Genomic DNA, 21,414 nt, shown 5'->3' with positions numbered 1-21,414 from the left:
GACAGTAAATTTGAATCTCGACACGTCGCTGGCCATGGAGAAGGAGTGTTTCTTCTCCGTCGAGCATAAAAATTGTATTGCAGCATTCTTGAAGCGCTCGAACAGATAGCCCCGACGGATCGAATCACGACTGCAGGCATCACGGTTCGATGGCTGTCTACCTTGTCGTCAGATACCCCGTTACAGCAGGTTGTTGGTAGATTTCTTTCTGCGGGAAGCGCGTCGGCACCATAGATCCCAAGCGTGCCGTGAATAGACATCTTCGGCGGTCGAGATCGTCAGTCGCGCCGGCGAAGTGGGCGCGGGGTGATGGATCGGTGAGGGCGGCATTAACTGACGTCGTCGCCGATATCGAAGGCAACGTGTCTGGCCGCCCCTTCGTCGCAGGCCTGAATCCCATCTGCATGACCTCTCGGGTTACCCTTGAGGAATGGCGCCCGGCTTCCTGATTGTTTCGCGAAAATTTGGGCCAAGCTCACCCTGAAACGCCCACGGTCTCAGGAGTTGTCATCCTCTTCTCGAATATTATGCGAGCTGCCATTTTTCGGCGCAAAAGACTCATCTCGTCCGCACACACCTCTCATACAGAAGCCGACGATTGCGATCGCTTGATTGTATCGGTCGTCATCACTGGACAACGCATCGGACGCCAGCGGGCCCACCAGACCCTCGAAGAGCGATCCGACGATGCAAGCGGCAGACGCCTGAACGTCCTGACGCGGCATTTCTCGGTCGCGAATGCCTTGCTCGATTATGGTTTCGAAAACTCGCGCTAACTGACGACGGTATTTCAACCTGGCGGCTTCGATCTCCGGCTCAACGGGTTCAGCGACAAGTGCATGTGCCAGCTTGCGTCCCCGCAGTGCGCGACTTGCAAATGCCCAGGCCGCCTCAGAGAGGCGTTCCGTCGCACTTCCCTCTCCCATAGCAATGCCAGCTGCCACGTCGACTTCGCGCTGGGCGACGAGCCCAACAACGTCGACCATCAATTCCGCCTTTGAAGGGAAATAGCGGTAGAGAGTTCCGAGCGCCACTCCCGCCGCATCGGCCACCGCAGCCATTTGCGCGTCGCGAAATCCCACATCTGTAACAAGCGTTCGGGCGGCCCGCAAAATCAGAGATCGCTTCTCTGGGGCGGCATCAGGTCGGGAACGATTGGTCCTGCGAGATTGGGAAGCGCGTGGCATTTGGCGGTCCGTTCAAATCCCTGATTCCACGAGGTATTCCTTGCGAGGTATAATCTTTCTTTCGGTCCTTGCACAACTTCAATTCTGCAATCGTGCAAGAAGCGAGCCCCTTTTTAGCCGAATGCGCGGAGTTCGTGCAGATTAATCCGATATATATCAGTTATTTGAATGATATTTTTCCGAGAAGCTGCGTCAGTTAGATGAGTGTTGACAAAATAGAATTATAATTCTAGTTATGATGAAACATAAAAACTCATTACGAGCAAATGCACGCGCTAAGCCGCGTAAAGCAAGCGATGAGGGGGGAGAGTGACGATTCTAAATTCGCCATCGGTCGATACCGTGCCGAAGCTGCTTCTTCGCAACGCGGTTCGCTTTGCCGATCGTCCGGCCATGCGCGAGAAGCAGTTTGGGATTTGGCGGGAGTGGGCCTGGAAAGAGGTTCTGGTCGAAGTGCGCTCGCTGGCCATCGGTCTTGCGCTGATGGGGGCTGCCAAGGGCGACAAGATTGCCATCCTCGGCGCAAACAGGCCGCGCCTCTATTGGGCCATGGCAGCCGCCCAGAGCATCGGATGTGTGCCGGTGCCACTGTATCAGGACTCGGTCGCCGAAGAGATCGCTTACGTCCTTGACCATGCAGAAGCGCGGATCATCATTTGTGAGGATCAGGAGCAGGTGGACAAGGTTCTGTCCATGCAAGGTCGGCTACCGAGACTGACGCATATTATTTATGACGATCCCCGCGGGCTCGAAGATTATCATCTGGATCACGTGCTCGCCTTCGACGTGCTCCAGTCCACTGGACGAACGGCGGTCGATGCGCCGGGTACCATTGAGCAGTGGTTGGCCGGCGTGGAGGCCGGAACGGACGACGCGCTCGCTGTCATCCTCTACACGTCCGGAACGACAGGACGGCCCAAGGGGGTCATGCTCTCGTTTCGCAACGTCCTCGTTTCGGCAGAGCACGGAAACGCGTTCGACCGCATCACCGAGACAGATAATGTCATCGCCTATTTGCCCATGGCATGGGCGGGGGATCACATCTTTTCATATGCTCAGTCTCATCTCGCTGGCTTCTGCGTCAACATTCCCGAAAACCGGGAGACCATACTCGAGAACCGACGCGAGATTTCACCCACCTACTTCTTCTCGCCGCCACGCGTGTTCGAGGATTTCCTCACTCACGTGATGGTGCGTATGGACGATGCCGGATGGTTCAAACGCTGGCTCTTCCGCGTATTCATGGCGCATGCCCACAAGGTCGGAGAGCCGATATTGGATGGCAAGCCCGTCGGCGTTGTTGACCGATTGCTATACCGGCTTGGATCGTTCTTCATCTACGGTCCTCTCAAGAGCCAGATGGGCCTGTCGCGGCTGCGAGCTGGCTACACGGCCGGAGAGGCGATCGGCCCCGAGATCTTCCGCTTCTATCGCTCGCTGGGGCTCAACCTCAAGCAATTGTATGGTCAGACTGAAGCCTGCGTGTACATCGCATTGCAGTCCGATGGCGAAGTGCACTCGGACACGGTCGGTCGTGCGGCCCCGCACATGCAAATCCGTATCGCGGATGACGGCGAAGTCCTGTATCGCGGGGCAGGCGTGTTCGTCGGATATTTCAAGGACGAGCGCTCGACGGCCAGTGCAATCATCGATGACGGCTGGGTGCGCTCAGGCGACGCGGGCTTCTTCGATTCCAGCGAGCAACTCAAGATCCTCGACCGCATCAAGGACGTGGGCGCGCTCGCCGACGGCAAGTTGTTTCCACCCAAATATATTGAGAACAAGCTAAAGTTCTTCTCGCATGTCAAAGAAGTCGTGTGCTTCGGAAATGGGCATCCCTTCGCGACCGCGATGATCAATATCGATCTCGTCGCCGTGTCGAGTTGGGCCGAGCGGAATAACATCTCTTATTCCTCGTATCAGGAACTGACTGCCCACCCGCGGGTCATAGAACTCATTGCCGGGCACGTAGCGACCGTAAACCGCCAGATCGCCAATGAGCCCAACGTGGGGCATGCGCAGATCCGTCGTTTCGTAATCCTGTTCAAGGAACTCGATGCCGACGACGGCGAGCTCACGCGCACCCACAAAGTGAGGCGAAACATCATCGTGGATCGATACGCCCCCGTCATCTGCGCCCTCTACGACGGATCGCGGGAAATCGACATGTCGGTCGCAGTTACTTTCGAGGATGGGCGCCAGGGCGTGCTCAAGGGCCGCATGCAGATCCAGAATGCCGAAACCTTCGGCGTAGCTGCGTCGCGGGTATTCGAGCACGCCGCATGAACGCTCCCATCCCCCGGAGAGATATCGCATCCTCCACATCAGCTCCGCTTCTTAGCGTCGACAACATCTCGCTCGCCTTCGGCGGCGTAAAGGCGATCACCGACGTGTCGTTCGACATCCGCAAGGGAGAAATCCGGGCGATCATCGGACCGAACGGTGCCGGAAAGACCTCGATGCTCAATTGCATCAATGGCTTCTATCACCCGCAGGCGGGCTCCATCACTTACAAGGGTAATAAGCGCGAACGGATGCGTCCGCATGTGGCCGCTGCCCAAGGCATCGCCCGGACGTTCCAGAACGTGGCTCTGTTCAAGGGAATGTCGACCCTCGACAATATCCTGACGGGGCGTAGCCTGAAGGTCCGCCGTGGCCTGCTCTGGCAGGCCATATGGTTCGGTCCCGCCCTCGCAGAGCAGATCGAAAACCGCATCGCGGTCGAGCGCATCATCGATTTTCTGGAGATCGAATCGATCCGCAAGATCCCTGTCGGGAAGCTTTCCTACGGCCTTCAAAAAAGAGTCGAGCTCGGTCGAGCGCTCGCGATGGAGCCGGACCTGCTTCTCCTCGACGAGCCCATGGCCGGCATGAATACTGAAGAGAAGGAAGACATGTGCCGCTTCATTCTCGACGCCAATCGGCGGCTGGGCACCACCATCGCGCTGATCGAGCACGATATGGGGGTCGTCATGGACCTGTCCGACCGCGTTGTCGTCCTCGAATATGGGCGCAAGATAGCCGACGGAACCCCCGCCGAAGTGAAACGCAACGAGAAGGTCATCGCGGCCTATCTCGGCGTACCCCATTGAGGAGGGTATCATGGGATTCTTTCTCGAAGTTCTCATAGGCGGACTGCTTGGCGGGGTGCTCTATGCCCTCGTTGCGCTTGGCTTCGTCCTCATCTTTAAGGCGTCGGGCATCCTCAATTTCGCGCAGGGCGCCATGGTGTTCGCCGCGGGATTGGGATTCGCCGCCGCGATGGAGAAAACCTCGGCGCACATGCCATTCGCGCTGGCGCTCGCAACCTCCTTGCTCCTCGCTACCGGCATGATGCTTCTGACCGCTTGGGCGATCGAGCGCTTCGTGCTCCGACCATTGGTTAACCAGAACGGGCTGACGCTGTTCATGGCGACCATCGGCGTCGCCTTCATGGTCGAAGGTTTGGCCCAGCAGATCTTCGGGAACAACATCCGCCGCATCGACGTCGGATTGCCGAAGACCAGCATGTTCATTCTGGAATCCCAGTTCGACGGTGGCATCCTCGTCAATGCTCTCGATCTGTGGACCGCGGTTATCGCTGCCCTCCTTGTCGTCGCACTGTCTTTGTTCTTCCAGAACACGCGCACGGGGCGTGCGTTGCGAGCCGTCGCGGATGATCACACGGCGGCTCAATCGGTGGGCATTCCGCTCAATTGGATCTGGTTCATCGTCTGGAGCATTGCCGGCGGAGTGGCCCTCGTCGCCGCCATCGTCTGGGGCTCGAAGATCGGTGTCCAGTTCGCGCTCACCTTCGTCGCCTTAAAAGCCCTGCCTGTACTGATCGTCGGCGGATTGACATCGATTCCCGGAGCAATCGTTGCGGGTCTGCTTGTCGGGATGGGGGAAAAGTTCGCCGAAGTCTACCTCGGCCCGAGTCTCGGCGGCGGCATCGAGCAATGGTTCGCCTACGTCCTTGCTCTCTTCGTGTTGCTCGTTCGGCCACAGGGCTTGTTCGGCGAGCGGATCATCGAGCGCATCTGAGCCTGCGAAAGAATATTTGACATGATCTACAGCGATGAAGGCCAGTTAAAGACGACCTACGCGGCGGATATGGTGATCTTTCCGCTGGCGCAGGATCGGACTTTGTTCGCCATCCTGATGCTGCTCGCCTTCGTTGGGATTCCCGCGCTTGCGTTGGCCGGCATTCCTCCGTTCCATGCCGACTACATCTTCAAGGCCATTCTCACTCCGTTCCTGATCCTCAGCCTGGCGGCATTGGGGCTCAATATACTCGTCGGTTACTGTGGCCAGATCTCTCTTGGTGCGGGCGCATTCATGGCGGTGGGCGCCTATGCGGCCTTCAATTTTGCTAGCCGCATCCCGGAGCTTCCGGTCCTAATCGCTATCCTTCTGGGTGGGGGCGTTGCCGCGGCGGTCGGTGTGTGCTTTGGCGTGCCCTCCCTTCGCATCAAGGGTCTTTATCTGGCGGTTGCGACATTAGCCGCCCAGTTTTTTTTCGATTGGCTATTCCTGCGCGTCCGATGGTTCACGCAAGATTCGCCCTCGGGCTCGGTGAGCGCGCCGAAGCTCAACGTATTCGGCTGGCATGCTGACAGCGCCGTCGAACGCTATCTGCTCGTGCTGTCCATAATAGTGGTGCTGGCCGCTTTGGCGAAGAACCTCGTTCGCTCGGACATCGGCCGTCAGTGGATGGCCGTTCGCGACATGGACCTTGCCGCCGAGATCATCGGCATCAGGCCGGTGCGAGCCAAGCTGACCGCCTTCGCGGTTTCGTCCTTTATCATCGGTGTGGCCGGCGCGCTTTGGGCTTTCGTTAATCTCGGGTCGTGGGAGCCAAGTACCTTCTCTATCGACCGGTCGCTCCAGATTCTGTTCATGGTCATCGTCGGCGGCCTTGGGTCGATCCTTGGGTGCTTTCTCGGTGCGGCTTTCGTTCTGCTGCTGCCTATCATGCTGGATATCGTGCCAGGCGCATTGGGGATGCCGCTGTCCACGGACACGGTCTCCAACATGACCATGTTCCTGTTCGGCGCATTGATTGTCTTCTTTCTCGTAGTCGAACCCCATGGGCTCGCCCGCTTGTGGGTGATCCTCAAAGAAAAACTGAAGATTTGGCCATTCCCGTACTGATGCGGGATTCAAATAGGGAGGAATGATAAATGAAAAAACTATATCTAGTGGGCTTAGCGGCGGCACTCGCCTTCTCGGTCGACTCGCCGGCACGCGCGGATGGCGATCAGTTCATTCCGATCCTGTCTTACCGCACCGGTCCCTACGCGCCCAACGGCATTCCTTATGCCAACGGATTCGTCGACTATCTTGAACTGGTCAATCGTCGGGATGGCGGGGTGAACGGTATCAAGCTCGCCTTTGAAGAATGCGAGACCGGCTATGCTACCGACCGCGGCGTCGAATGCTATGAACGCCTGAAGGGTAAGGGGCCGACGGGGGCGTCGTTCTTCAATCCGCTCTCGACGGGCATCACTTTCGCCCTTACCGAAAAGGCCCCTGCCGACAAGATTCCTCTCATTACCTTCGGTTACGGGCGATCTGAATCCCGGGACGGCAGCGTCTTCAGGTGGAGCTTTCCGCTTCTCGGAACCTACTGGACGGCCGCCGATGTCATCGTCCAGTACATCGCGAGCCAAGTGGGCGGGGTCGAGGCTCTGCGGGGCAAGAAAATCGTTCATCTCTATCTCGACTCCCCGTATGGCAAGGAGCCTCTCCCGGTGCTCGAAGCCAAGGCGGCCAAATACGGCTTCAGCCTGACGCCCATGCCCGTGACCGCGCCCGGCCTTGAGCAGAAGTCTCAGTGGCTGCAGATTCGGCAATCGAAGCCCGACTTCGTGATCCTTTGGGGCTACGGCGTGATGGATCCAACGGCGATGCAGGAAGCGGCGGCCGTTAACTTTCCTCGCGATCGTATCATCGGCAATTGGTGGGCCGGAGCGGAGCCGGACGTTGCCCCCGCCGGAGAGCAGGGCATCGGCTACAAAGCGGTGATGCTCCAGCACGGCGCGGGCCGGGGGAAGGTGCACGCTGACGTCGAAAAGTATGTGGTGACGGCGGGCGTCAGTCGCTCGAAGCCCGAGGAGATCGGGCAGGTCCTCTACAATCGTGGTCTCCTGAACGCCATGCTGGGGGTCGAAGCGATCCGCACTGCGCAAGCGAAGTTCGGCAAACGTCCGCTGACGGGCGAGGAGGTGCGCTGGGGCATCGAAAACCTCAAACTGGACGAGAGCCGGATCGCAGCGCTCGGAATCGAGGGGATGATCCGTCCGTTCCAGATCAGTTGCGCGGATCATCAAGGCGCCGGCCTCAGTCGAGTTCAGCAGTGGGACGGCAAGACCTGGAAGGTGGTGTCGGACTGGATTCAGGCCGACGAGAGTCTGCTTGCGCCTATGGTGAAGGCCGCCGCGCAGAAATACGGTGCCGATAAGAGCATTCCGGCTTTCGACTGTACGAAGGCGCAGTGATCCGGATCCAAAGATACACGCCAAGGAATCCGCGTTCGCGCGGATTCCTTCTCGAGATATAGGGGTTCGCTTCGATGCAGAAGTCCATTCTATCGGTGAAGAACATCGAGGTCGTCTACGACCATGTCATCCTCGTCTTGAAGGGCGTTTCCATCGAGGTGTTCGAAGGCGGCGTCGTTGCGATTCTTGGCGCCAACGGCGCCGGCAAGACCACATTGTTGAAGTCCATTTCGAACCTGTTGCAGGCCGAGCGCGGGGAAGTGACCAAGGGTGAGATCCGGCTGCGCGACCGCCGCGTGGACGGCCTGACGCCCAACGAACTGGTGCGGCTCGGCTGCATCCAAGTGATGGAAGGGCGCCGATGCTTTGCCCATCTCACGATTGAGGAAAACCTCCTGTCCGGCGCCTACACGCGGCGGGACGGATCGACGGCGGTGAAGGGTGACCTGGAGCGAGTCTACGAATATTTTCCCCGGCTCAGAGAGCGCCGGCGATCGACGGCGGGCTACACATCGGGCGGCGAGCAGCAGATGTGCGCCATCGGCCGCGCACTGATGTCGAGCCCGTCGATGATCCTGCTGGATGAGCCGTCCATGGGACTTGCGCCCCAGGTCGTCGAAGAAATATTCAACATCGTCCGCGATCTGAACATCAAGGAAAAGGTCTCATTCCTCGTTGCTGAGCAGAATACCAACGTCGCCCTCCGATACGCGACCTACGGTTACATCATAGAAACTGGCCGCATCGTAATGGACGGCGATGCGGAATCGTTGCGCAACAACGAGGACGTGAAGGAATTTTATCTCGGTATCTCCGAAGGAGCGCAGAAGTCTTTTCGCGATGTCAAAAGTTACCGGCGTCGCAAGCGCTGGCTGTCGTGAGAGCCAATTCATGACACTGTACGCCACACCATCTCATGACGCGACGATCCCGCAGCTTGCCGACGTGATCGCTCGCGCGCTCGTAGCGCCTGCGTGGCGTACCCATCTCGGGCCGACCGATCCTGCTTCGATCAATTGTCGCGAAGCCCTCGCTACGTTGCCCGTGCTGCGAAAATCGGATCTGCCTCGCCTTCAGAAGAGCGCTCCGCCCTTCGGTGGTTTCGAAGCACAGCCAACGGGCGAATGGGGGCGCCTTTTTCTTTCTCCGGGACCGATCTTCGAGCCTGAGCCGGAAGGCCCGGACGCTTGGGGAGCCGCTTCCGCCCTGGCTGAAATGGGACTGCGACGGGCAGATGTCGTACTGAACACATTCTCTTACCATATGAGCCCGGGCGGCTTTTTGTTCGATTCCGGAGCGCGCAGTCTCGGATGTGCCGTCATTCCTGCCGGGCCGGGCAATACCGAACAGCAATTGGAGCTTATCGCGGCGTACCGGCCAAATGTATTCATAGGCACCGCCGATTTTCTGAATATCCTATTGGAGATTGCGGCCGCGAACGGCGTCGATACGTCCTGCATTCGAACCGCGATCGTGTCGGGCGCGGCGTTTCCAAAACCTTTGCGTGAGCGGTTCGCCGTCGCGCGAATTGATGCGCGTGAAGTCTATGCAGCGGCTGAGGTCGGCATCATCGCTTACGCGGTTTCAGATCGCCCTGAACTGATAGTGAGCCGGGATCTCATTGTGGAGATCGTGGACCCAAATAGCGGCATTCCGGTTGCGCCCGAAGACACCGGAGAAGTCGTCGTCACATGCCTGCGCCCGAGAAGGCCTATCATTCGGCTCGCCCTGGGCGACCTGTCGGCCTTCCACGCTGTGACCCCAGGCGAACGGCTTCGCCTGCGCGGCTGGCTTGGACGAGTTGATCAGGCCACAAAAATCAAGGGCATGTTCGTGCGACCAGAACAGATTCGGGAGGTTCAAAGCCGGCATCCGGAAGTGCAGCGGCTTCGTCTCGTGGTCCAGCGCGTGCGCGATGTGGATTCCATGACCCTTCACGCAGAGGCTGCCATTGGTTCGTCGATGCTGCCCGAGACCTTAGCGACGACCCTTGCCGCTATCACGAAACTCCGTGGTCGGGTGGAACTGCATTCGGCGGGAAGCTTGCCGGAGGACGGCAAGCTTATAGTGGATGAACGATGAAGCGGCAGCGGGACGGCGTGCTCGCAGGTTTTGGCAGCGCCAGGCAGCTTCATTCCGCGCAACACCTTTCGGGCTCACCCGCGCGTGCTGATCGATATCGGAGCGGCTATAGATGACGGCAAAAGTGTTACCCCCGCATAACGACCACGTTCCGCAAGGACTGTCAGTGCTTGATGCCGTCATCAAACGGAAATCTATTCGGCGCTTCCTTTCGACTCCTGTTTCCTCGGCTACCGTAAGGGCGATACTGGATGGCGCGGCACGCGCGCCATCCGGCACAAATATTCAACCGTGGAAGGTGCACGTAGTCACGGGCGCTGCGCGCGAGCGGCTTTCGCAAGCCGTGTTGGAGGCGGCGCGCGCAGGAAGGCGTTCCGATGAATATGCCTACATTCCTTCGCCGTTGAAGGAACCGTATCTTTCTCGCCGAAGGCGTATCGGTTTTGAACTCTATCGCCTCTATGGGATCGAAAAGACCGATGTGGAAGGTCGGAAACAAGCCATGCTCCGCAATTTTGAGTTTTTTGGCGCACCGGTCGGTTTGTTCTTTGCGATGGAGCGCTATCTTCTCGAAGGCTCTTGGCTCGATTGCGGCATGTTCATGCAGAACGTAATGATCCTGGCACGCGAGTACGGGCTGGAGACTTGCCCTCAGCAGGCCTGGTGCGAATATGGCGGCGTGGTGCACAAGGAGCTCGGCCTCTCTGATCATTACATCATGCTCTCCGGCATGGCGCTCGGATACCAGGCTCCCGACGCGCCTGAGAACAGCCTTGAGAGCGAGCGACTACCTTTGGAAGAATTTGTAGAATTTCACCTGGCATAATTGTTTGGGGCTGGTTGGGACTGATTGTGGGCGCACCGCACAAACGTACGTGGCGTGTGCTCATGCCGAAGTCGCTTGCCGCCACCTCGATGTCGGTCACCGCAGAGCGACAGAGCGACAGAGCGACGACGCGACCCACGCCTCGATGCTTTGTACGAGATCCCGCGTCGTCGCCTGCGATCGCGCGAATAGAGGGACGAGAAAAGCCTGCAACGGTAGATTATAGCCGCTCCCTCGGCGGCTGGGTCATCTTCGCTCATATTGGCAGGCGGGCTGCCCCGGGCCCAAGTCCGTTTGCGATAGACCGCGATCGCCTGTAGCTTGGCTCTGAGTTCCTAGGGCTGCTACAAGCTTAGGGTAAAATGTGAGCGTCGATTTCAAGAAACTCAGCAGCTTCGTCAAGATCGTCGACACGGGGAGCATGTCGCGCGCCGCCAATACGTTGCGCATCGCGCAACCGGCGCTGAGCCAACAGGTCGCCGCGCTCGAGGCGCATTTCAAGCAAAAGCTGCTTCTGCGCAGCAATCATGGGGTCGCGCCGACGGAAGCCGGCTTCACCCTGTATCGCCATGCCCAAGCGATGCTGAAACAACTGGAACAGTCCCAGCGCGACGTGACCAAGGCGACTACTTCCCTGCAGGGACATGTCTCGATCGGCCTTGCTACCTTCAGCGGCGCCGCCAATTTTGCGGGGCCTTTACTGCTTGCACTCGCAGACAAGCATCCGGATATTGTGCTCAACGTCAGCGACAGTTTTGGCCATGTTCTGAGCGAACTGGTCATCTCCGGCCGGCTCGACATGGCGCTGATCTACAGCTTTGGAGCGATCAAGGGCACGCGCCTGCAGCCTCTGTTCCGGGAGGAGTTCTTCCTGGTCGCTCCGCGCTCGCTGAAATTGCCTGGACGACCGGATGAACCTGTCGAGGTTGCCGCATTGCAGGGCATCAAGATGTTGCTGCCAAGCAGTTATCATTTCCTGCGCAAGCTCATCGAAGCTTCTTTTGCCCACGTCCGCATTGCTCCGCGAGTGGCAGCCGAGATCGAGTCCCTGTCGACGCTGCGCGTCGCGTTGGATGCGGGGCTTGGCCCGACCATCCTGCCAAGCTCGGCCGCGGAACAGTTCCGTGGGTGCGAGAACCTGGTGACGCGCCGTCTCATCCGACCCGTCATCTCATCGACGATCTCGCTTTGCCAATCCGATCATCTGCCGCTTTCCGAGGCGGCGCTGGTTGTTCGCGAGATCGTCCTGAAAATGGCGGTGGACTTCGCAGCCGCTGGCGACATGACGCCGGTCGGCGGCCCGGCAGATCGAAAGCGCGGCTCGCGCCGCGATCCGCTATAAGGATTTGTTATGACGGCAGAATGAGATCGAAGAAGCCGCCTGTCGATCGATCGTTCTAAGCTCCGTTCCGTCGCTGACGGGGATGATTGGACCAAAAGGCTTAAGCTAGGCCGACACCCTGATCTTATGTCTGTCGATTTGAGGAGGGGTGTCATGTCTAGTCGTTTCGCTTCCGCTGTGGGCGTCGCAGTTGCGTCGTTCGCACTGTCCTGTTTCGTGGTCGTTCCTGCGATGGCGCAATCCGATGTTGTGCGTATCGGCATTGTCAGTCCCAATACGGGAGCGGCCGCGCGCTACGGCGCTTTCGCCTGGCGGGGAGCACAACTGGCCCGCGATGAAATCAATGCTTCAGGCGGCATCAACGGCAAGAAGATCGAACTGTTCCAGGGCGACAGTCAGTGCATTCCGACGGAAGGCGTATCCTCGGTGCAGCGCATGATTGCGCAGGATAAGGTTCGCGTTGTGATTGGGGATGTCTGCAGCTCGGTCACGATCGCAATGCAGCCGGTGGTGGAGAATGCCGGCATTCTGCTCGTCAATGCTGCCTCGTCCAATCCGGACATCACGTACAAGGCCGGTGTCGGCGGTTACAAGTGGTCATTTAGAAACTATCCGACTGACGAGAACCGCGCTTCGGTTGTGCTCAAATATGCGACTGAGCAAAAGAAGATCAAGAAGTTCGCCGTACTCTCCGTCGATAGTGACTATGGCCGTGGCGCGATCGTGCTGACCAAGAAATATCTCGGCGAATTCGGCGCCGAGATCGTCAGCGAGGATTATTACAAGGATAAGGAGGCGGATTTCCGCCCGGTTCTGGCCAATATCCGCCGCTCGGGTGCTGGTGCCATCATCATGTACGGACTTGCCGATACGACGCCCATCATCGCCCGCCAGATGGTCGAGGCCGGACTTGCCGGCAAGGTCATCTTGATCGGCAGTGCCGAATTCAACAATCCCGAAGCGATCAAGATCGCTCCGACGGCGCTGAACGGCGCGGTCGAGGCCGCGGCCTATGTGCCTGAATGGGATACACCGAAGAATCACGAATTCGTCGCCACTTACCGCAAGGCCTATGCCGGCGAGACGCCTAACGTCCATGCCTATGCCTATTGGGAAACGATGCGGCTGGTGGCCGCCGCAGCCAAGGAAGCCAAGAGCGACAACCAGGACGACATTCGCAAGACGCTTTCGACGATGTCCTATGAGGGTGTCATGGGCAAGGTGACCTTCGACGATCACAATCAGGCCAATCTGCCGATGATCCTGTTTGAGATCATCGACGGAAAGCCCGTGATCAAGGGTACGTTCAATACCCAGATCAAATATTCGACCCGCTGAGCAGATCACCGCCGTAACGGCAGGAGATATGGATCATGACAGAGTTGCTGATCGAGCAGATCATCAACGGGATCGTCGCGGGATCTGTCTACGCCCTGGTCGCCCCCGGGATGACCATGATCTTCGGCGTGCTGCGCGCGATCAACTTCGCTCATGGCGAATACTACATGCTGGGCACGTTCTCGGCCTGGTATGTCATCACGAAACTGGACGTTTCCTACCCGGTGGCGATCTTCCTGGCGGTGATCATTACCATGGGCATCGCGGCTGTGATCGGCCGGCTGGTGATGCAGGGGCTGGTTACGGCACCGTTCCAGTCCGGCGTGCTCGCCACGCTTGGTCTGTCGTTGATCCTGCAGAACCTGATCATCATCACCTTCGGAGGTACCTACAAGATCTTCCCCGGCGGCTGGCTCGAGCCGGTATTCTTCGGTGAGATCAGCCTCGCCTGGCAACGCATCATCATCGTCCTGGTGACGATCGGGGTGTTCGTCGCCCTTGAGTTTCTGGTTCGGCGCACCCGCATGGGCAAGGCGATGCGGGCGGTCTCCCAGAACACCGCGTGCTGTCTCGTCAACGGCATCAACATTGAGCGCGTGGTGCTTGGCACCTTTGTGCTCGGCGGCGGGCTGGCGGCCTTGTCCGGCGTGCTGACAGGGCCGATCAACGTCACGGTTTACGGCGGCATGGGTGAGGCAATCACCCTCAAGACCTTTGCGGTCATCGTCATGGGCGGCATGGGTAACGTAAGGGGTACGCTGATTGCCGGCTGGGTTCTCGGCATCGCCGAAAGCTTTGTGGCGGGCTTTATCGGGCTGCAATATCGCGACGCAGTCGGGTTCGTCATCCTGATCGGAATGCTGATGGTGCGTCCGACCGGCTTCTTCAGCGTTCAGTCCAGGTTCTAGGGAGCAGACGATGACGATCGAATCGACATCCCTGCAGGCTTCCGGCGCACGCACCACCTCGCGGGCAGCCTCGCGGCTGATGGGCGTGGCAATCCTCATCGCGCTCCTCGCCGCGCCCTTCGTGCTCGACAGTTATTATCTGCACGCAGTCATCATTTCGATGATCTTCCTGCTACCCGCGCATGGATTGAACCTGATCGTCGGCTACATGGGCATGCTCTCGCTGGCTCAGGGAGCATTCTTCGGCATCGGTTCCTATGTTTCGGCCCTGGCGGCGATGCATTTCGGCACGCCGTTCTACGTCAATTTCATCCTGGCCGGGATGGTGACCGGGCTGATCGCGTTGCCGCTTGGCATTCCGGCGCTGAGGCTCCGGACCTATTCGTTCGTGATGTGCACGCTCGGCCTTGTCGTCATCGCGGAGGCCGTAGCCAAGAACTGGGTCGGCCTGACGCGTGGCGACATGGGCCTGTCCGGCGTTCCGCAACCAGTGCTCGGTTTCGGTGCGCAACCTTTCACCGTCACCACCATCACAGGGTATTATTATCTCTATCTGGTGATAGCGGTGCTGATGACCGGGCTGTTCTATGCCCTGGTCGTCTCGCCGGCTGGTCGCAGCATGATCGCGATTCGCGACAACGAAACCCAAGCCGAGGCGCTCGGCATCCCGACCTGGAGCTACAAGCTTGTTGTCTTCACCATCAGCGCGGCCTTTGCGGGTTTCGGTGGCAGCCTCTACGCCCATTATCTGACGACGGTCAGCCCGCTGACATTTCAAATGTTCTATTCGACCACGATCCTCATCATCGTGCTTGGCGGCGGAGCGGGTTCTATCCGAGGAGTCGTGGTTGGAAGCATCGTCTTCGTCGCCGTCTCCGAGGCGCTGCGCATCTCGCCCGAATACCGCATGGTGATGTACGGCCTCGTACTGCTGTTGCTGGTATTCTGGTTGCCCAGTGGCCTGACGCCGCTCATCGACCGCGGGCTCGCGATGCTGTCGGGATCGCGCAAATGACCTCGCTGTCTCCCGCCCCTGGCAAGCCACTGCTCGCCGTTCGTGGCCTTCGCAAGAGCTATGGCGCGGTGCAGGCGGTGCGTGGCATCGACCTCGATGTCCGCGAGCGTGAGCTCTGCTGCCTCATGGGCCCCAACGGCTCCGGCAAGTCGACCTTCTTCGATTGCGTGACCGGCCTGCAGCAGGCCGACGCAGGCACGGTCCATCTCGACGGTGTCGACATCACCGGTTGGCCGATGCACCGCATTGCGCATGAAGGCAAGATGCTGCGCAGCTTCCAGAAGACGGTGGTCTTCACGACGATGACGCCGGAAGAGAATTTGATCGCGGCCGGGCAGATGTTCGATTTCCCGAGCCTGCTCTCGACTTTCTCGCCCGGTCCAGCCTCGCGCCGTCGAGTCGCACGACTTCGGGAGCGCGCCAATCATCTGATCGACATGGTGGGCTTGTCGCATGTGCGCGACCAAAATGCTGGCAGGCTATCCTTCGGACAGCAGAAACTGCTGCAATTCGCCTCCAGCCTGATGTCGAAGCCAAGGTTGATTTTGCTGGACGAACCGCTCGCAGGCGTCAATCCGGTGTTGATCGAGCGCATCCTCGACAGCATCCGCAACGTAAATCGGGAACTCGGCATCACTTTCATCGTCGTCGAGCACAATATCGACGCGATGATGAGTCTTTGCCAGCGCGTGGTTGTGCTGGATCAGGGCGCGCTGCTTGATCAGGGCGAACCAGAGGCGATCATGCGCAGCCAGAAGGTCGTGGAGGCTTATCTTGGCGGTTGATCCCAATCTTTCGATCGAGGGACTGCGCGCCGGTTATGGTGCGCTCGACATCCTCAACGGCGTCGATCTCACCGTGCACCCCGGCGACTTCATCGCGCTGATGGGGCCGAACGGGGCCGGTAAGTCGACGTTGCTCATGACCATCTTCGGCATGACCACCTTCAAGCAAGGCATGATCCGCTGGCGCGGCAAGAACATCGGCGGCGCCAAGCCGCAGTCGATCCTTTCCCAGGGCATCGGTATCGTGCCGCAGGGCCGTTGCAATTTTCCGCTGATGAGCGTCGACGAAAATCTGGAGATGGCCGGCTACATCGTCCGCGACCGCGAGGTGAAGGCGGAACTGGATTATGTCTTCGAACTGTTCCCCATCCTGAAGGCGAGGCGCTACCAACTCGCCGGCAACCTTTCGGGCGGTGAGCAGCAATTGCTCGAAACCGCCATGGCGGTGCTGCGCAAGCCGGAGATCGTGCTGATCGATGAGCCCTCCGTCGGGCTGTCGCCGCAGGCGATCACGATCGTGTTCAACGAGCTGAAGCGCCTGCATGCCGATGGCCGCGCCATACTCCTCGTCGAGCAGAACACACGCAAGGCGATGGAGGTCGCCGAACGCGCCGTCGTGCTGCGCCTCGGCAAGGTCATCTGGGATGGGCGTAGCAGCGACATTACCCACGCCGAACTTGGGCAGCTCTTTATGACAGGTCAGATCGGAAACGAGGTTGAGGCAGCTACGAAGGCCCCGATTGCCTAGAACTTAACACGCGGCTCCTTCGAGAGCCGACACATCTAAGACGTCATACGACACCGCGCGCAGCCGCAGGCCGGGTGCGCGACCGGACTTTATTGGCCTGACGAAGCAAGATCGGATACCATTATGGCTAGGTTAGCATTCGACACGGGCGGAACCTTCACGGATTTCGCGCTAATTGACGATCTCGGCATACTGCACCTGCACAAGGTGCTAAGCACGCCGGCAAACCCGGCGGCGGCCGTCGTCCAGGGCGTCGGCGAACTGCTGGTACGGCCGGGTGTGCGATCCTCCAAGGACAATCTGCAGATCCTGGGCGCGACCACGGTCGTAACCAATGCCGTGTTGGAACGGAAAGGCGTGGAGACCGCTTTCCTCACCACGGATGGTTTCGAGGATCTGCTCAGGATTCGCACCGAAGGACGCTACGACCTCTATGATCTGAAGATCGCATATCCCGCGCCGCTGGTACCGCGCGATTGCTGCTTTGGCATCATAGAGCGCATGGCGGCGGATGGACGCGCCATCACGCCGCTCGACGAGAGCAGCGTTGGCCTCATCGTCGCGGAATTGAGGGCGCGGGGGGTCACCTCGGTCGCCGTCTGCCTGCTGCATTCCTACAAATTCCCGGAGCATGAGCAGAAGGTCGGGGCTCTGTTGGCCGCGGCGGGACCGGAGCTTTCGGTCTCACTGTCCTCCGATGTCTGCCCGGAGATCCGCGAATATGATCGTGCTTCAACGACGGTGGTCAACGCATACACACGGCCGCTGATGACGCAACACGTCGAGAGGCTTGAAGCCGATCTGCGCAAGGACGGGATTGTCTCCCGAATGCTGTGGATGACGTCCAGCGGTGGTGTCGTGCCGAGCGCCACGGCGTCGCGCACGCCGGTACGGCTGATCGAGTCGGGACCAGCCGCCGGGGCGGTCGCTGCGGCGGAGTATGCCCGCCAGGTCAAGGAGACGAGCGTCATGTCGTTTGACATGGGCGGCACCACGGCCAAGCTCTGCCTGGTGCCGAATGGCGAGCCGATGATCGGCAGCGAACTTGAGATTGCCAGGCACGAGCGATTCCACCGCGGCAGCGGCTTCCCGCTTAAGATCCAGTCCATCCAGATGATCGAGATCGGCGCCGGCGGCGGCTCAATCGCTGTCCGTAATCGCCTCGGCCTGCTTCAGGTCGGACCGCACAGCGCGGGTGCCGTTCCGGGCCCTGCCTGCTATGGACGCGGCGGTACCAAGCCCACTGTCACCGATGCGGACGTGCTGCTCGGCTATATCGGCGCCGACTCTTTTCTCGGCGGCGAATTCAAGCTCGATGCCGGCAAGGCGCGCACCGCGATTGCCGAACTGGCGGAGTCCCTCGGCGTGACGTCCGAACGCTGCGCCTGGGGCATCCACGATCTCGTCAATGGCACCATGGCGGAAGCGGCGACCATGCACGCGGCCGACTATGGCGTCGATCCCAGTACGTTGCCGGTCATCGCCTTCGGCGGCGCCGGCCCGGTCCATGCCTATGGCGTGGCCTGCAAGCTCAATGCGAGGAAGGTCGTATGCCCCGCCGGCGCCGGCGTAACCTCTGCCGTAGGTCTGCTAATCGCGCCGGTCGCGGTGGACGTCTCCGCGAGCCTGCCGATGCGGCTCGACCGCTGGGACGCCGTCGCGGTACGCGATGTCTTCGCAAGGCTCGAAAAGGACGGTCGCGATATCGTGCTGCAGGCAGAGGTGAATGCCGATGGCATCTCCTACGCACGCACGGCGGATCTTCGCTATGTTGGACAGGGCCACGAAATCAGCGTGGCGCTGCCTCCGCTCGACTTCGGCGCAGATGCCTTCGTCGATGAGCTGTTCGCCCGGTTTGAGGCGAACTATGCCGCACTATTCGGTCGCACCGTCGCAAACTCGCCGGTCGAGGCCATCACCTGGAGGTTGCGCGCCAGCGGGCCCAAGGGCGCGCCCGCGAAAACCGCGACCAAGACTGTCCGGGGCTCCGCGCCGGACGCGCTGAAGATGCATCGGCCGGTCTATTTCGAGGAGACACAGAACTTCGTTTCCACCCCGGTCTACGATTACTACGCCCTGCCGCAGGACGTCGAAATCAAGGGGCCCGCCATCGTCGAACAGGTGGAATCGACCATCGTCGTCGGCCCGCGCGGTACGGCCCATGTCGATGCCCGCGGTAATCTCATCATGCACATCAAGTGAGGAGCACGATCATGGCTCGCCAACAGATCGATTTCAACGATCCCATCACGCTGCAGGTTCTTTGGAACCGGTTGATCTTCATCGCCGACCAAGCCGACCGCGCGCTGGGACGCACCGCCTTCTCGCCCGTCGTGCGCGAAAACCACGACTACGTCACCGTGCTGATGGACGCCAAAGGCCGGGCGCTCGCGCAGTGCACTTGGGCGATTCCGGTCTTCATCACCTCGCTGCCGATGGCTGCCCAGAATTATTTCCTGCCGGCGTTCCCGCCCGAGACGCTCGAACCGGGCGACGTACTTCTGACCAATGATCCGCTGATCGGTACCGGCCATTTGCCCGACATGGTGATGATCACGCCGATCTTCCACAAGGGAAAGCTGATCGGTTATTCCGGCAGCATCGCCCATATGCCCGATATCGGCGGCCGGCCCTATTCGCCGGACTCCACCGACATCTTTGAGGAGGGCGTGCGCCTTCCGATCCTGAAGCTCTACAAGGCCGGCAAGCCGACGCAGGAGGTTTTCGACATCATCGGCGCCAGCGTGCGCCTGCCGCGCGAGGTGCTGGGCGATATCGAAAGCATGGTCTCGGCCAATGACGTGATGGCCCGCGAACTCGTGCGCTTCCTGGAGGAGTACGGGCTCGACGATGTCGAGGATCTGGGCACTGCGATCCACAGCCGGTCGGAAGCTCACATGCGCCAGGCGATCTCGCGCTGGCCGGCCGGTGAATATAGCTCCGAGGTCGCGCTCGATGGTTACGACAGCGAGGTCAAGCTAAAGTGCAACGTCAAGGTCGAGCCCGGCGCAATCCATGTCGATTATGCCGGCACATCCGCGCAGGTGCTTCACGCCATCAATGTACGGAAGCATTACCGTTATGCCCATACGGTCTATGCGCTGAAATGCCTGCTCGATCCCGAGACGCCGAACAATGAAGGCTGCATGCTGCCGATTACCGACGAGGCGCCAGAGGGCTCGATCCTTAACCCGCGCAATACGGCGGCCGGCAATCTGCGCAATCTCATCGGCCATGTCATCCCGAGCCTGATCTTCCGCGCGCTGGAAGGCGTCGTGCCGGACAAGGTTCAGGGCGACAGCGGCGGCGCGCCGATCTGGGGCGTCAACTGCCAGGGTCAGAACGAGCTGGGCGAACAATACGGCGCAACGCAGAACCTGCATGGCGGGCAGGGTGGACGCTCCACGGCCGACGGCGTCGACACGCTGAGCTTTCCCTCGAATTGCCGCATCACGCCGACGGAGATGTACGAACTCTCCGTTCCCGCGCTGCTTGAATGCAAGGAGTTGATCCCCGATTCCGGCGGTCCCGGGCAGTTCCGGGGCGGGCTCGGTCAGCGCCTGGTCTTCCGCAACATCTCGTCAGGGCAGATGAACATCTATCTCGCCAGCGAGCATGTGAAGAACCCCTGCTTTGGCGTCGTCGGCGGCAAGGATGGCCGGGCGGGCCATGTACTCAAGAACGGCGAGCCTGTCTTTGCCAAGGGTCACATCCCGCTCGAGCCCGGCGCAAGGCTGACCGTGGAGTTGCCCGGCGGCGGTGGCTGGGGTGACCCGGCCAACCGCTCGCGGGAACTGATCACCGAGGATATCCGGCTAGGTCTGGTGACGAGCGAATGCGCGAAAGCCGATTACGGCTATGCGGCCGAATGATTCTGCCAAGCCTGATGAGGAGACAACCATGGCAAAACTGAACGGGCGCGTCGCGATCGTGACCGGTGCCGGTACCGGCATCGGACGCGAGATCGCGCGCCAGCTGGCGGGGGAGGGCGCCTGTGTCGTGCTTGTCGGCCGCAGGCTCGCGCTCCTGCAGGACGCAGCTGACGCGATCAACGTTGCTGGCGGTCGCGCGTTCGCTCGCGCTGCCGATATCACGCAGGCTAAAGCTGTCGAAACCCTGATCGGCTGGGTGACTGCGGAGCTCGGCAACGTTGATATCCTCGTCAACAATGCCGGCAGCGCGGTAGGGCCGCGGAACCTCGCCTTCATCACACCGCAGGACTGGCAGGCGACGGTCGATGCCAATCTGACCGCGGTCTACCTGCTGTCGCGCGCGGTGTTGCAGCCGATGATCGACAAGGGCGGCGGCACCATCGTCACCGTCTCGTCGGGCGCGGCGCTGCGGCCGAACATGCTGGGCGGTGCGGCCTATGGCGCGGCCAAGGCCGGCGTACGCAACCTGATGGGGTATCTGCACGCAACTTTCCGCAACCAGATGATCCGCGCCACGACAATTACACCGGGCGAAGTCAACACGCCGATTCTCGACGACCGCCCGCGTCCGCCGACACCGGAAGAACGCGCCGCCTTGATGCAGCCGGAAGACGTGGCGCAGGCCGTGCTTCTCGCCTGCACCCTGCCGCCGCGCACGGTGATCGAGGAACTGGTGATCGTCCCGACCAGGATGCGCGACCAGTCCGTCGATATCGAACTGGCCCGCTGGTTCGGGGCGCCTGATGGCGCCGGCTCGACCAAGTCCTGATGA

18 protein-coding genes and 1 pseudogene are annotated in these 21,414 nt (G+C 60.2%); 18 read left to right on the top strand and 1 reads right to left on the bottom strand.

Annotated features, from left to right (window positions below; all coding sequences use genetic code 11):
- Positions 1-265 precede the first annotated feature (265 nt).
- Positions 266-449, top strand: a pseudogene (locus tag IVB22_RS21330) (DNA-binding protein); the annotation flags it as partial.
- Positions 450-497: 48 nt separating this feature from the next.
- Here IVB22_RS21330 and IVB22_RS21325 read toward each other — a convergent pair.
- On the bottom strand, positions 498-1,187 hold the full coding sequence (locus tag IVB22_RS21325) for a TetR/AcrR family transcriptional regulator (RefSeq protein ID WP_256467438.1): 690 nt from the start codon (positions 1,185-1,187) through the stop codon (positions 498-500).
- 309 nt (positions 1,188-1,496) lie between these two features.
- Between IVB22_RS21325 and IVB22_RS21320 the strand changes: the two genes are divergently transcribed.
- The 17 genes from IVB22_RS21320 (at position 1,497) to IVB22_RS21240 (ending at position 21,411) form a co-directional block, all read left to right on the top strand.
- Complete coding sequence (locus IVB22_RS21320; protein ID WP_308200439.1) at positions 1,497-3,473, top strand: AMP-binding protein; 1,977 nt, start codon at positions 1,497-1,499, stop codon at positions 3,471-3,473.
- A complete protein-coding gene (locus IVB22_RS21315) occupies positions 3,470-4,279 on the top strand; it encodes an ABC transporter ATP-binding protein (protein WP_247519241.1) in 810 nt (269 codons plus the stop codon). Before IVB22_RS21320 ends, IVB22_RS21315 begins: the two co-directional genes overlap by 4 nt.
- A gap of 10 nt (positions 4,280-4,289) precedes the next feature.
- The gene (locus IVB22_RS21310; protein ID WP_247519240.1) at positions 4,290-5,210 is read left to right on the top strand and encodes a branched-chain amino acid ABC transporter permease; all 921 of its coding nucleotides are present in this window, start codon (positions 4,290-4,292) and stop codon (positions 5,208-5,210) included.
- A gap of 21 nt (positions 5,211-5,231) precedes the next feature.
- Positions 5,232-6,320, top strand: coding sequence for a branched-chain amino acid ABC transporter permease (locus IVB22_RS21305; RefSeq protein ID WP_247519239.1), 1,089 nt, complete (start codon positions 5,232-5,234; stop codon positions 6,318-6,320).
- Positions 6,321-6,349: 29 nt separating this feature from the next.
- Positions 6,350-7,666, top strand: a complete 1,317-nt coding sequence (locus IVB22_RS21300) for an ABC transporter substrate-binding protein (protein ID WP_247519238.1) — start codon at positions 6,350-6,352, stop codon at positions 7,664-7,666.
- Between the two features lie 74 nt (positions 7,667-7,740).
- On the top strand, positions 7,741-8,547 hold the full coding sequence (locus tag IVB22_RS21295; RefSeq protein ID WP_247519237.1) for an ABC transporter ATP-binding protein: 807 nt from the start codon (positions 7,741-7,743) through the stop codon (positions 8,545-8,547).
- Positions 8,548-8,557: 10 nt separating this feature from the next.
- On the top strand, positions 8,558-9,748 hold the full coding sequence (locus IVB22_RS21290) for a phenylacetate--CoA ligase family protein (RefSeq protein ID WP_247519236.1): 1,191 nt from the start codon (positions 8,558-8,560) through the stop codon (positions 9,746-9,748).
- Positions 9,749-9,860: 112 nt separating this feature from the next.
- Positions 9,861-10,574 (top strand): nitroreductase, encoded by a 714-nt coding sequence (locus tag IVB22_RS21285; RefSeq protein WP_247519235.1) that lies wholly within the window; start codon positions 9,861-9,863, stop codon positions 10,572-10,574.
- A 364-nt stretch (positions 10,575-10,938) separates the two neighbouring features.
- Positions 10,939-11,916 carry a nitrogen assimilation transcriptional regulator NAC gene (gene nac, locus IVB22_RS21280; protein WP_247519234.1) on the top strand — a complete coding sequence of 326 codons (978 nt, stop codon included), beginning with the start codon at positions 10,939-10,941 and terminating at the stop codon, positions 11,914-11,916.
- Positions 11,917-12,069: 153 nt separating this feature from the next.
- Positions 12,070-13,254 carry an ABC transporter substrate-binding protein gene (locus IVB22_RS21275; protein WP_374207591.1) on the top strand — a complete coding sequence of 395 codons (1,185 nt, stop codon included), beginning with the start codon at positions 12,070-12,072 and terminating at the stop codon, positions 13,252-13,254.
- A 35-nt stretch (positions 13,255-13,289) separates the two neighbouring features.
- The gene (locus IVB22_RS21270; protein ID WP_247519233.1) at positions 13,290-14,162 is read left to right on the top strand and encodes a branched-chain amino acid ABC transporter permease; all 873 of its coding nucleotides are present in this window, start codon (positions 13,290-13,292) and stop codon (positions 14,160-14,162) included.
- Positions 14,163-14,172: 10 nt separating this feature from the next.
- On the top strand, positions 14,173-15,177 hold the full coding sequence (locus IVB22_RS21265) for a branched-chain amino acid ABC transporter permease (RefSeq protein WP_374207589.1): 1,005 nt from the start codon (positions 14,173-14,175) through the stop codon (positions 15,175-15,177).
- Positions 15,174-15,962 (top strand): ABC transporter ATP-binding protein, encoded by a 789-nt coding sequence (locus IVB22_RS21260; protein WP_247519232.1) that lies wholly within the window; start codon positions 15,174-15,176, stop codon positions 15,960-15,962. The genes IVB22_RS21265 and IVB22_RS21260 overlap by 4 nt, the downstream gene beginning before the upstream one ends.
- Positions 15,952-16,710: an ABC transporter ATP-binding protein gene (locus tag IVB22_RS21255; protein WP_247519231.1), complete on the top strand. Its 759-nt coding sequence runs from the start codon at positions 15,952-15,954 to the stop codon at positions 16,708-16,710. The genes IVB22_RS21260 and IVB22_RS21255 overlap by 11 nt, the downstream gene beginning before the upstream one ends.
- Positions 16,711-16,833: 123 nt before the next feature.
- Positions 16,834-18,912, top strand: a complete 2,079-nt coding sequence (locus IVB22_RS21250; RefSeq protein WP_247519230.1) for a hydantoinase/oxoprolinase family protein — start codon at positions 16,834-16,836, stop codon at positions 18,910-18,912.
- A gap of 11 nt (positions 18,913-18,923) precedes the next feature.
- Positions 18,924-20,582, top strand: coding sequence for a hydantoinase B/oxoprolinase family protein (locus IVB22_RS21245; protein ID WP_247519229.1), 1,659 nt, complete (start codon positions 18,924-18,926; stop codon positions 20,580-20,582).
- A 28-nt stretch (positions 20,583-20,610) separates the two neighbouring features.
- A complete protein-coding gene (locus IVB22_RS21240; RefSeq protein ID WP_247519228.1) occupies positions 20,611-21,411 on the top strand; it encodes an SDR family oxidoreductase in 801 nt (266 codons plus the stop codon).
- Positions 21,412-21,414 lie beyond the last annotated feature (3 nt).

Source organism: Bradyrhizobium sp. 190 (assembly GCF_023073415.1).
Taxonomy (GTDB): Bacteria; Pseudomonadota; Alphaproteobacteria; order Rhizobiales; family Xanthobacteraceae; genus Bradyrhizobium.
Note: the sequence above shows the minus strand (reverse complement) of the source record. Positions and strands in the feature narration are given on the sequence as shown.